The organism is Woronichinia naegeliana WA131 (genome assembly GCA_025370055.1).
Classification (GTDB): Bacteria; Cyanobacteriota; Cyanobacteriia; order Cyanobacteriales; family Microcystaceae; genus Woronichinia; species Woronichinia naegeliana.
Map to the genome: position 1 here is coordinate 24538 of CP073041.1, position 12163 is coordinate 36700.

The 12163-nt window shown below is 40.3% G+C and carries 9 protein-coding genes and 4 pseudogenes; 10 read left to right on the plus strand and 3 right to left on the minus strand.

Annotated elements, in window-relative coordinates; all coding sequences use genetic code 11:
- Positions 1 to 32: 32 nt before the first annotated feature.
- The 8 genes and pseudogenes from KA717_00105 (at position 33) to KA717_00140 (ending at position 7097) form a co-directional block, all read left to right on the plus strand.
- Positions 33 to 677 carry a 2OG-Fe(II) oxygenase gene (locus KA717_00105; GenBank protein ID UXE61477.1) on the plus strand — a complete coding sequence of 215 codons (645 nt, stop codon included), beginning with the start codon at positions 33 to 35 and terminating at the stop codon, positions 675 to 677.
- A 218-nt stretch (positions 678 to 895) separates the two neighbouring features.
- A pseudogene (locus KA717_00110) lies at positions 896 to 1099 on the plus strand (IS5/IS1182 family transposase).
- A gap of 340 nt (positions 1100 to 1439) precedes the next feature.
- Positions 1440 to 1811 (plus strand): annotated as a pseudogene (locus KA717_00115) (transposase).
- A 140-nt stretch (positions 1812 to 1951) separates the two neighbouring features.
- Positions 1952 to 2413: a hypothetical protein gene (locus KA717_00120; protein ID UXE61478.1), complete on the plus strand. Its 462-nt coding sequence runs from the start codon at positions 1952 to 1954 to the stop codon at positions 2411 to 2413.
- A 66-nt stretch (positions 2414 to 2479) separates the two neighbouring features.
- Positions 2480 to 3761 (plus strand): annotated as a pseudogene (locus KA717_00125) (ISKra4 family transposase).
- A gap of 60 nt (positions 3762 to 3821) precedes the next feature.
- Entirely contained in the window at positions 3822 to 4934 is a 1113-nt protein-coding gene (locus KA717_00130; protein UXE64928.1) for an IS630 family transposase, read from the plus strand.
- Between the two features lie 15 nt (positions 4935 to 4949).
- Positions 4950 to 5546, plus strand: a pseudogene (locus KA717_00135) (transposase).
- Positions 5547 to 6074: 528 nt separating this feature from the next.
- On the plus strand, positions 6075 to 7097 hold the full coding sequence (locus tag KA717_00140) for an IS110 family transposase (GenBank protein UXE61479.1): 1023 nt from the start codon (positions 6075 to 6077) through the stop codon (positions 7095 to 7097).
- A gap of 67 nt (positions 7098 to 7164) precedes the next feature.
- On the opposite strand, the gene KA717_00145 is transcribed toward KA717_00140, so the two are convergent.
- From KA717_00145 to KA717_00155, 3 genes are all read right to left on the minus strand, one after another.
- Positions 7165 to 8235 carry a TIR domain-containing protein gene (locus KA717_00145; protein ID UXE61480.1) on the minus strand — a complete coding sequence of 357 codons (1071 nt, stop codon included), beginning with the start codon at positions 8233 to 8235 and terminating at the stop codon, positions 7165 to 7167.
- Positions 8236 to 8453: 218 nt separating this feature from the next.
- Complete coding sequence (locus tag KA717_00150) at positions 8454 to 8633, minus strand: DUF2949 domain-containing protein (GenBank protein UXE61481.1); 180 nt, start codon at positions 8631 to 8633, stop codon at positions 8454 to 8456.
- Positions 8634 to 8969: 336 nt separating this feature from the next.
- Positions 8970 to 9296 carry a DUF3155 domain-containing protein gene (locus KA717_00155; protein ID UXE61482.1) on the minus strand — a complete coding sequence of 109 codons (327 nt, stop codon included), beginning with the start codon at positions 9294 to 9296 and terminating at the stop codon, positions 8970 to 8972.
- A gap of 232 nt (positions 9297 to 9528) precedes the next feature.
- Here KA717_00155 and KA717_00160 point away from each other — a divergent pair, with 232 nt between their 5' ends.
- Positions 9529 to 10869, plus strand: coding sequence for an ATP-binding protein (locus KA717_00160; GenBank protein UXE61483.1), 1341 nt, complete (start codon positions 9529 to 9531; stop codon positions 10867 to 10869).
- Positions 10870 to 10969: 100 nt separating this feature from the next.
- Positions 10970 to 12160, plus strand: a complete 1191-nt coding sequence (locus tag KA717_00165) for an ABC transporter substrate-binding protein (GenBank protein ID UXE61484.1) — start codon at positions 10970 to 10972, stop codon at positions 12158 to 12160.
- The last annotated feature ends 3 nt before the right edge of the window (positions 12161 to 12163 follow it).

Genomic DNA, 12163 nt, shown 5'->3' on the forward strand with positions numbered 1-12163 from the left:
CAAAGAAAGTTAATCCTTAAAGATTCTAGCCCTTGAGTTATTTTCAGCAATATTCCCAGGTTTTCTCCCCGACCTACCTCAGTCAATTAAAAGGACAAATCCTAAATTGTTCCTATTTTGCAATCAATAATCTCAATCGGGATTTTGTCAAAACGAAAGGCTTTTCTATTGTTTTTCGGCGATCGCACTTATCCTGCGTTGAACAGAATTTTCCTTACTTTAAGCCCTACTTACAGCGTGCGATGTTGCCAGAGTGTAACGCTTTTTATCTTAATCCCTTACTACTCCAAACTGGCTCCCAGGTCGATCCCCATATTGACCGCTCTCTGCGTTCCTATTGTAAAACTATTGCCCCGCCTTTAATGGTTAGTGTTCTCTATGTTGACGTTCCTAATAATTTAATCGGTGGAGAACTCATTCTGCGATCACCTAAACGTCAAGTTGGAAAAATTGCTCCCCAAGTGAATACTCTAGTCTTTTTTCAAGGGGATTTAACCCACTCCGTGAATCCGGTTACTCAAGGACGCGATCGCCTAAGTCTTGTTTGTGAACAATATTGTTTAGATGAATTGGAACTAGCGGAGATTCCAGAATTTCGATTAGAATCGAGGGTAAATCCATCCAACAATAAAATTAAACGGTTAACTCAATCAAACCGAAAACAAAAAAGCCATTAATTAGGGCTTGCTGAAAACCTTACTTTACGAGTAATCCGCTACGCTGAAAATCGAGTTGACGTTGGGGAAAAATGATCAGGCGATCGCTTTACTTAGGGCTTGCTGAAAAAAGCTGAAACCTTTACGGAGAAAAATAGTAGGCGAATTAAGAACCGCTAGAATGCACGAAAATAGGGTAGAATGCCTCAAAACCATTGCATTAAGAAGAGAGAAAGCAGATGTACCGAAAGCAACAGTACTCAATTGAAACACCAGAAAACTTGAAAAATCTGTTCGGCGGGCAGTTAGACGAAGAAAATCGTTGGATAGAAATGTCAAAAATGATTCCCTGGGAAGAATATGAGGAAGAATATGCAAAAAACTTCACAGAAAAAAAAGGAGCCCCAGCCAAATCATTTAGAATGGCATTAGGAGCATTAATTAGGGCTTGCTGAATAAGTATAGAACCCTTGCCAGATAATGCTTTCAAGCATTTTAAAAACGATCAGGTGCAAGGTTATGGCCTTTGGAGGCTCAAAGCCCATGCACGTCGTTGGAAAACTGGGGGTTGAAATTGGAAACTACTCTCTGAAGTCACCATTTTTCGCCTCCTGTGGCATCTAGGTTCGTTTTGTGGACTTTTTCAGCAGACCCTAATTAGGGCTTGCTGAAAAAAGCTGAAACCTTTACGGAGAAAAATAGTAGGCGAATTAAGAACCGCTAGAATGCACGAAAATAGGGTAGAATGCCTCAAAACCATTGCATTAAGAAGAGAGAAAGCAGATGTACCGAAAGCAACAGTACTCAATTGAAACACCAGAAAACTTGAAAAATCTGTTCGGCGGGCAGTTAGACGAAGAAAATCGTTGGATAGAAATGTCAAAAATGATTCCCTGGGAAGAATATGAGGAAGAATATGCAAAAAACTTCACAGAAAAAAAAGGAGCCCCAGCCAAATCATTTAGAATGGCATTAGGAGCATTAATTATCAAAGAAATTTCAGGAAAAAGTGACAGAGAAACAGTAGAACAAATAAAAGAGAACCCTTATTTACAGTACTTTATAGGAATGGAAAGCTATAGTAGCAAAGAAGCATTTAATGCGTCAATGATGGTTCATTTTCATAAAAAAATAGGAATGGAATTAATTAATAAATAAAATTAATAAACTGGACAGTGGGAAGTTCTCGAGCAGGGTAAGTGAGAAAAGAAAATCGGACATGCGATACCCAAGAGTGCCGTTATGTCCGAAACTGGCTGATATAGAAAATCGATAGCCAGTGCTATCTATCAATTATGCAACTATGTCAGCGACTAGAGCAAATCCTAGAGAATCTCCGTCCCGCCTTTAGCCGAGAAGCAACGTACCAATGGTTTATCCTATTAGCCTGGGGAGTAGTGCTCAACAGCCAACCGAGCGCAATAACAAGCTATGTCAATGCCTTAGGGTTAACAGAGAGCTACTACCATCAGGCACTACATTGGTTTGAATCCAAGGCATTTAACGTCAAAGGACTGACCTTGGGATGGTCGAAGTGGGTAAGTCAGCATGAAAATCTATATCGAATCACTAAGTACAGGACAAAAGGCTTGAAAAGTATACGAGAAAGGGGTTTCATGGAAGATGAACGTAATGTAAGAAAACCCATGAACCAATATAACGCATTGAAACAAGCCCTAAAACCCCATTTGGGATGGCATGGTGCCAGACTCTCCTTCCTAGCCTTGTTCTTACTCGCCCTCCTCAAAGGGGTGTGACCTTTAGTTGATGAAGGAAAAGAAAAGTGTTAACATGAGATGAAAAGTGACAAAGAGGAAACAATGATGACAGCAAAACTAATTAATGTAGAGGGTTCAAAGATAAAAATAGAACTAACATTAGAACTAAGTCGTTCAATGTTGGATACAGAAATAAATATTCAAAAAGGCTTAAACGAAGTAGGTTGCATCGCCAGCAAAGAAGCCTTGAAATATTTAGATACAGATGGTTCACCCTTAAAAATCGGTGAAGAAATCTGGAAGAGTAAGGGAGAGCAACCGAAAGAATATCAAACACCTTATGGTGAGGTTATAGTGAATCGTCATGTATATCAGCGTTCACCTTTGAGGAAAAACGTATTGCCCCTTAGAAAGAGAAGCAAGGATAATCATAACATCAACGCCATTATTGGCAAAACAGGTATCCTCAAAAATGTCAGGGATGGCAGGCAAAGAGGTGAAAAATGATTTATTAGAAAATCATGGTAGAAAAGTAGCGCTATCCTATATCCAAAGATTGAGTGAAGCAGTAGGAAGTGTGGTACAGGCAAAAGAAGAAGCGTGGAGTTATGCCCCGCCCAAGGAGGATAGCCAAATTGCAACAGTGGGAATAGGATTAGATGGAACCTGTATGCTGATGTGTGAGGATGGCTACCGTGAAGCAATGGTGGGAACCGTTTCCCTATACGATAGTGAAGGCGAACGTCAACATACAATCTATCTAGGTGCGGCACCAGAGTATGGAAAAAAGAGTTTTCTAGAAAGATTAGAAAGAGAAATTGAGCGAGCGAAAAACCGTTATCCAGAGGCAACATTGGTCGGGATAGCAGACGGGGCAGAATCAAATTGGAAGTTTTTAGAAAAGCAAACGGAAGAACAGATATTAGATTTCTATCATGCCTCTGGTTACTTAGGTGCCTTGGCAGAAGCGTTGCATCCGAATACCGTGTCAAAACAAAAAGAATGGTTGACTGAAAATTGTCGAGAACTCAAGCATGAAAAAGGAAAAGCAGGAGAACTGCTAAATCTGATGAAAGAAGTCAAAGAAGAAAAAAGTCATTCTAAGAATCTTACCGAGAAACTACAAGCGGCGATTACTTATTACGAGAATCATCAGCATCAAATGGATTATGCTGAATACATAGAGAAAAAGTATCCGATTGGTTCAGGTGTTACGGAAGCAGCTTGTAAGACGTTGGTCAAACAACGATTATGTTGTTCAGGGATGCGATGGAAGGAAAAAGGAGCAGGAATTATTTTGAGCCTACGAGCTTTGGTATTGACCAAGGAACGATGGAGTCAATTTTGGGCAAAACTTGATCAATATGGGTTCCCTGTAGAACCCTGATTACAACAGCTTTTATCAACTAAAGGTCGCACCCATATAGACTTACTTTTTTGTATGACTATGCTGACGTTAAACTTCTTAGACCAAAAGACTAAGAAAGAGCTACAAAAAGCCCTTAAAACGGAAGAGCACGCAGTTACAAGAGAGAGAATATTGATTATGTTACTGAGAAATGAAGGAAAAACGTATGATGAAATATCAGGATTATTAGGATGTTGCAAACGACAAGTGTGGTACTGGTGTAATAATGGAAATCCGAAAGAGATAGAAAGCTTAAGAGACAAAAGAAAAAAAGGAAATCACAGGAAAGTAACAGAAGAATACATAGAGAAATTGACGGAGATAATAATCAAAGAGCCTGAAGAGTTTGGATATGAATTTGGACGTTGGACAGTAGCAAGACTATCAACTCATATGGAAAAAGAAACGGGTATATTGTTAGGAAATACACAACTTAGAAATATGCTTAAAAAAAAGCGATTTGTCTACATCTGGGCAAAATATAGTCTAGAAGATAAAAAAGATGAGCAAAAAAGAGAGGAATTTAGAAAGAAAGTTGAAGAGTACAAGAAGCTTTTGAAAGAAAAGCCAGAATCAATCCAGATATGGTTTTGGGATGAAAGTGGCTTCAGCTTAAGAGTAATACGGAGAAAACATTGGACAAAAAAAGGAAAGCGTAAAAAAGTGAGGGGAGATAGAAGAAAAGGAAGAGTCAATGTAATGGGTGGTATTAGATATACTGACAAAAAACGGTGGGTTGATTTGATTCCCACTGGTAACTCTCAGAACTTCAAGAGTGTATTATTAAAATTTTACAAAGACATACAAAGAGAATGGATAGAACAAGGAAATAAAAAAGAAGACTTTGAAAAGAATGGTCCGAAGATTGTGATTATTTTAGATAATGCGAGCTTCCACAAAAAGCAAGAAATTCTAGACGAGAGCACGGAAGAAATGCCAAACATTATTTTGGAGTTTTTACCCCCCTATAGTCCCGATTATAATTTAATGGAATTGGTATGGCATTCAGCAAAAGAATATATTGCAAATAAATTATTCAAATCAATTGAAGAATTAGAATCTCTCATCCATAAACTTCTTAATGAAGGTGGATTGACAATATGTTGGGGACGTAAAATCAAAAACAAGGGCTCAAGTATTATTGCAAGTTAAACTGATGACAGCTTAACGATAGGAAAAGTGTATGAGCAACAGTTAGAAATGTATGAAAAAAAGACAAATAAAGTAGAAAACAGAATCGTGAGTGTAAGCCAACCTCACGTGCGTCCAATAGTGCGTGGAAAAGCGGGAAAAGCAGTAGAGTTTGGAGCTAAAATATCGGCAAGTAATGTGAATGGCTTTGTCTTCTTAGACAAATTAAGTTGGGATAATTACAACGAATCGGGAGATTTACAAGCGCGAATAGAAGAATATAAAAGGGAAACAGGATGTTATCCGGAATCGGTTCATGTGGATAAAATCTATCGAACAAAAGCGAATCGAGCTTATTGTAAAGAAAGGGATATAAGAATGAGTGGTCCCCGATTGGGAAGACCGCCGAAAGAGGTGAGCAAAGAAAAAAAGAAAGAGGCACGCTCAGATGAAAGAGTGCGTAATGCCATTGAGGGTAAATTCGGACAGGGAAAGAGGAAATTTAGTCTTGGTCGAGTGATGGCCAAACTACCTGAGACCTCGGAAACGGTAATTGCGATGAACTTTTTGGTAATGAATCTTTCTACTCTACTTCAGAAGACAAAAAAGAAAACAAAAAGTAAAAAGTTGTAGAGTCGTTTTTCTTGTGAAAAATGGTGTTAATTTTCCTCTCTTTTGTGAGGAGTGATTTGTGTTGACCTTTTTAGACAGAAAGGAACAATAGATTAAACAAAATCTGTATTTTGATTTGTTTCCATAAGGATAAGTTATCTATGCTTTTTCAGTCCATACTTCCCTAACCCACATTTCTTTCGTTTTTTGACTTTTTCAGCAAGCCCCAATTATAAACTGCAAAATAGTTGATCGCCGTCTCAACTCTCATTAAAAAGTGATCGCGCTTTAACCCAACCCAACCTTGTATGTTGGGAATGGAGGATAGGAGCTATCCTAATCTCAAGAAGAACAAGAAAAAGAGTGACTCTGAACCCAACCTAAAGCAAAAAGCTTGCTTCGTAGATAAAGAGCCTCTTATTTGTTCTTCGGAATGTCACCTTCCGCAGACTGGACAGTATCAACGTGGCTTTTCTCAAAAAACCTAGTATTTGCAAGGATAGCGCGGCAGAGTGACAACTATTTTTCTGACTCACAAGGAGTTAAACCATGAGCGAAAAAGAAGCCATTCTCGGCATAGATATTAGTAAAGAAAAATTCTCAGCCGCCTTACTCAAAGGAGAGAAAAAAAGTCAGGTTAAAGAATTTGCCAATAACCTTGAAGGGTTCGAGCAACTCAAAAAATGGTTGGAGCAAAACCAACTTGAAAAAGTTCATGCCTGCTTAGAAGCCACCAGTACCTACGGCCATTCAGTAGCAACTTATTTACACAGTTTAGATCACATTGTCAGTATTGTTAATCCTGCCCGAATTAAAGGATTTGCTCAACGTCGCTTGAGTCGAACAAAAAATGATCAAGCCGATGCCACAACTATTGCACGATTCTGTTTGGCACTTAAACCACAAGCCTGGACACCCCCAAGTCCAGAAATGGCGCAATTACAGTCCTATAGTCGTCGTTTAAGAGCTTTAGAGCAGATGGCAACTCAAGAAAAAAATCGTTTAAAAACAACAGTTGATGAGAGTCTCATAGAAGATATTGAAGCTCATCTTGTGTTTCTAGAAACTCAAATTGACAATGTAAAAAAGCGACAAAAAGAATTGTTGAACGAATATAGTTCTCTAAAAAGTCAAGCAGATTTATTGACTTCGATTGTAGGAATTGGTGAGCCGACAGCAATGACCATTCTGGCAGAAATTGGCGATATTAATCAGTTTTCTTCTGCTCGTCAATTAGCCGCATTTGCGGGTTTAACCCCTCAAGAGCATCAATCGGGAACCTCTGTTAAAGGGAAAACTCGGTTGTGTAAAATTGGTAATCCTCATTTACGTAAGGCTCTTTATTTTCCTGCCTTGAGTTCTATGCGTCATTGTTCTCCCATGAAGGATTTGCGAGAACGGTTTTTAGAGGCAGGAAAAAACAAGATGCAGATAGTTGGGGTCGTGATGCACAAACTCATTCGGATTGTTTACGGGGTTCTCAAGTCAGGGAAACCCTTTGACCAGACTAAGTTGGCTCTTCCTAACGTTGTTTTAGAGGAGGAAACTGATTTTTTGCCTGCTTCCCCTTGACACTTAACACAGTATCTACGAAGCGGTGATCGCACTTATTTCTCTCGAACGGGAGTGAAATCGATTATTAGCCATTTTCAATTTTCTCAATTAATGAATTTGCCAATTCATTTGTAGAACATCTCCTGAGATCAATATACGCAACATTTGAGGACAACCCCACGATTGTCACATCATCAATCTTTACTGGAAGTAAATACGTTTCTGTGCGTTTTCCTCTCGCATCCTTGCCTATCTCAAGTTCAAAGTTAGTCCAGTCTTTTTCTCGGTAATGCTCGGATAAGAAGATAACCATATACTGTGCATCATTGGCATATACATCTGATAATTTGATTCTAAGGTCTGTTCCCCATAGCTGGTGTTGAACATCAAAATCATAAAAGACAGTGTAACCAGCATTATTTAGTATGTCTTTGAACTCCTCTACAATAGCTCTATCTTCACCTGCAAACGAAACCGCAACGTCCCATGGGCAACCAGTACACCTTAACTTTATAGATTGTCCTATCTCGTCAAGATCAATTAAACTTAAATATAACCCGAAAGATGGATCTTCAATAGATATACTTTCAGAATCACGATTAACATAAATTGCATCGTCAAGACCTCTCTCTTCAATTACTGATGGCAAATATTTAAGACAATTATGGAATGATGTTGTCTTCTTCGCCCTTTCTTTTATGTCATCTATTTGAGACAACAACCTCTGCTGAATTTCTTGAAACTGAATTTCTCCCTTGCCAATAATACTGACAATCTTAATTATATCAAAATAAGTATGGTGAACTGACCTGGCTTGCTGCTTACCCTTACATAGGCCAACAAGCTTATTATGATATTTAGCTCTATATATTCTTAGAACTCCGTCTTTTATTTCATCCATTTGGCAAGATATAATTTTGCACTCAGGTTCCGTTTTTAAAACCTTATTTCTTATACAAGCAACTCGACAGATCACCTGAATAGCAGAAGGTATGCCATCTGAAGCTAAAACAAACTGATTGCGCGATTCGTCAGATATTTTAATATTTAAACATTTCTCTCCAAGTTCAATAATTCTTGTGCAAAATTTATCATCCTGTCGCTTCATATCATAAACATCATTCCTAATTCCTAATTCAGAATCAATGTCGAGCATTTGTTTACTAGAACTTGCAATTCCTATTATGAAAAAGCGAATATTTTGCTCATTCCATCTTTTTAATTTGGTAGTGTTCTAAATCTGTAGATAAGTCATTCCCTGATAGCTTAATTCACTACAATTCAAAAAATCAATCCACAGGTTTGCAACATTACCAAACGTTTCTCTAATTTGCGATCCCCTAACTATCAGGAGGGTCAGATTTTCGCTAACCTCTAAAATCGGTCTAACCAGTCTAACATCTGGGCTAATTGTTCAATGTCCACTAAGCCATACTGCCAAAGTAGCATCGGCAACTCAGAAGGGGCTTGCTGAATTTGACGAACTGCTAAATGGATTTGATCCGTGGTGAGATTGAGATCATCAATGAGGAAGGCGATAAATTTCTCCAGCATGGCTATGGTAATTCAATAATTCTTAACGAGGAATTCGACGGGGACTAGCACGATCAATCACAGGAACCGGAATAACTTCAAGTTCCGACTGGGCTTGCTCCTGAGACAATTGCCGTACCACGAATACGATGGCGACAGCTAAAATTGCACAGATGGCACTAAACATCATGATCGAAGTCCTTTTGTAAAGTTATGTAAACAATATTAATCTTTCTCGGCCGCGATCGCAACCCCGACTATGAAGAAAAAATTAAGAAAAAACCCACGTGGACACAGGGTCTAGGTGGGATACAAGGACTTTATTTGGTTTAATTTTAAATATTAGTACGTTAATCCTTAACGAACACTGGAGGCTCCAACCGGCGTTTTGGCCACAGGAGTCGGAGGTTGATATTCCCGTAAACTGGGGAAGAGAAAATGATTCTCTTCAACATACTGAGCACCAAACAAACCCTTCTCGGCCCAGAAATATCTGTCCGTAGTGTGCTCATTTCGTTTTACAATTAACAGGGCAGGAGGCTCGATCCCTAACGTTTGGATATATTTGCGAGCGGCCGTAACAGGCTTATCTTCACCGCTCTCTATACTATGTTGGGGTACGAGTTCTAGGATTTTGCGTCCTTCTTGCCGACGGCGGCTTTTCCGTTTCCGTTTCCGTGCCAACCCAGTTACCTCCTATTTCAGGGATATGGTGTAATCATAGTTACAAAAGCTGTGATGATCATAACCCTTCTCTTCAGGAAAATCAACTTCATCCAAGGAGGGGATCAAAGAAGCAGATATTTCACCAATCGCTTACAGAATAAGGCTTTTGGGAGGTTAACCTCTAGCAAATCTCGCCAATCAAGCTTTAAAAAAATTATTAATTTGTTACAAATAGGGAACCTAAGGGTTAATGTCCTCTCCTCAGCTTCTGTCCTACGCTCCTAGTTCAGCCTTCGTTAGTCTCTGTCAATCTCAAGTGCGGCTTTTGCAACAAGGACTACAGGTAGATTCTTGCGAAGTTTACATAACCCGATCGCCCCAGATGGCAGAAGAGGCAGAATGGGTTCCTGTCGTCAGTTACGCTCAATCCCCTCAGGCTTTTGTTTCTGAGGCTGGGTTCACTAGATTACCACAGCAGGGGAACTCTAATCATTTTTCTGAGTTAGATTGGCATATTTCTTCCTTAACAGAGCGGGAAATGATCACGGGAATGTTACAACCCCTGAGAACTCAGTCACCCCTTGCGGGTCTATCCGCCATTCAACCCTTGGTTTTACCCTTGCTCTATCAAGAGACGATGGTGGGGGTGTTAGTCATTGGTCGAGATACGGCTCTATGGCAATCCCAGGAATTACAGCAGCTTGATCAGATTGCCCAAACCATGGCGATCGCCTGCATTTTAGATCAACGACAAGCTTGGTACGAACAACAATTACAACAGCAGCAAAGCCGTCAACAATGGGAACGGGATCATTGGGATGATCTACTCCACCAATTACGCAATCCCTTAACAGCCCTCCGCACCTTTGGCAAGCTTCTGCTCAAACGCTTAGGCAGTGATCCCAAAAGTCAAACGGTCGTAGAAGGGATAGTACGAGAAGGGGAGCATTTACAGGAATTATTACAAAGCTTTGAAAGTCAAGTTCAAAAAGCTATTCCTTTAGGGATCAATCCTGGTTCAGGGCTAGAGGTTTGGCCAGAAAAGCTATCCTCTGCTATCTCGCCGTTACTCTTACCGAGTCCCCAACTGCCCCTTTCCTCCCTGCTCCTGCAACCGATTCTGACCAATGTTTTACTAGCCGAAACGCCGATCGCCCAGGAACGTCAGATTTGTTTAAATATTGACCTATTAGAGGATCTGCCCCCAGTTTTAGGGAATGCCCAGGCTCTGCGCGAAGTTCTGAGTAATTTGATCGATAATGCCTTGAAATATACCCCCAGCTTAGGAGAAGTTACCGTTCGTCTTGGCATTGAACATCCCACCGATCCCCAACAATGGCAGGGCATTGAAATTGCGGATACCGGTTATGGCATCCCCAGGGAGGATCAAGATCATATTTTTGAACGTCATTATCGAGGGGTGAAGGCCCAGGGAGAAATCCCTGGTACAGGTTTAGGATTGGCGATCGCCCAGGAATTGGTGACATCAATGCAAGGAGAACTACATTTAATCAGCCCCAACCCCAGCAGCCACGATCCCCGTTATCCCGGGTCTATCTTCCAACTATGGCTCAGAATTGCCCGAACCTAGGCAAGGTGTGATAATATCACGGTGATTTTTCTATCTCAGACTCATGCATCAAAAATCATTCCTGCTTCCTCTTTTTGCAGCGTTAACGGCCTTAGGGTTAGTGACGGCCTGTGGCTCAAATAATGCTCCTACCGCCAATAGTCCCAGTTTAGGAACCGCAGCCAATAATACGGCCTCCCCCACTGACAATAATACGAATGCGATTCCCATCGGCATTGGCGTTTCCCAAACTAGCAACGTTGCACTACTCGGACAAGAACAGGTGAGCGGAGCTAAAATTGCAGAAGAAATGCTCAATGCCCAGGGAGGAGTCAATGGTACGCCCATTAAACTGGTTTTTCAGGATACAGCCGGAGATGAGCAATCTGCCATTAACGCTTTTAACACCCTGATTACTCAAGATAAAGTGGTGGGTATTGTTGGCCCCAGTTCCTCTCAACAGGCTTTTGCCGCCGATCCGATCGCCGAACGCAATAAAGTCCCTGTGCTGGCCCCTTCCAACACGGCCAAAGGCATTCCTCAGATTGGAGAATATATTAGTCGGGTTTCTTCCCCTGTTTCCATTGTTGCCCCGATCGCTGTGGCTGAAGCCCTTAAAATTAATCCTCAGATCAAAAAAGTTGCCGTTTTCTTTGCCCAAAATGATGCCTATAGTAAATCGGAAACGGAAATCTTTCAAAAAACCGTTAAAGATAAAAAATTAGATTTGGTTACGGTGCAGAAATTCCAAACAACTGATACAGACTTTCAATCCCAAGCAACCAATGCCATTAATCTTAAACCAGACTTAATTATTATTTCAGGATTAGCAGCCGATGGCGGCAATGTGATTAAGCAACTGCGTGAATTAGGTTATAAAGGCTTAATTATTGGTGGGAATGGTTTAAACACCTCAAATATGTTTCCCGTCTGTCAGAAAAACTGTGATGGGGTGATTATTGCCCAGTCCTATAGTCCCGATCTCAATAATCCCATTAACCAAAAATTTCGCGCTGCCTATAAAGCCAAAAATCAAAAAGAACCGCCTCAATTTGCAGCCCAAGCTTTTACTGGTGTTCAGGTCTTTGTCGAGTCTCTCAATGCGATCGATAAACAAACTAAAGTAAGTTCCTTGCCTTTACCAGAATTGAGAACCAAACTGAACGAGCAAATTCTCAAGGGAACCTACGAAACGCCTATTGGAGAAATTTCTTTTGATCCAGAGGGGGAAGTTAAACAGAAACAATTCTTTGTCGCTCAAATTAAAATGAATCCCGATGGCAAAGATGGCAAATTTGTTTTTCTTAAATAAGAT

Coding starts and splice junctions, on each gene's coding strand:
- KA717_00120 (UXE61478.1), top strand. CDS start 1,952: ATGCAACTATGTCAGCGACTAGAGCAAATCCTAGAGAATCTCCGTCCC.
- KA717_00130 (UXE64928.1), top strand. CDS start 3,822: ATGCTGACGTTAAACTTCTTAGACCAAAAGACTAAGAAAGAGCTACAA.
- KA717_00140 (UXE61479.1), top strand. CDS start 6,075: ATGAGCGAAAAAGAAGCCATTCTCGGCATAGATATTAGTAAAGAAAAA.
- KA717_00145 (UXE61480.1), bottom strand. CDS start 8,235: ATGCTCGACATTGATTCTGAATTAGGAATTAGGAATGATGTTTATGAT.
- KA717_00150 (UXE61481.1), bottom strand. CDS start 8,633: ATGCTGGAGAAATTTATCGCCTTCCTCATTGATGATCTCAATCTCACC.
- KA717_00160 (UXE61483.1), top strand. CDS start 9,529: ATGTCCTCTCCTCAGCTTCTGTCCTACGCTCCTAGTTCAGCCTTCGTT.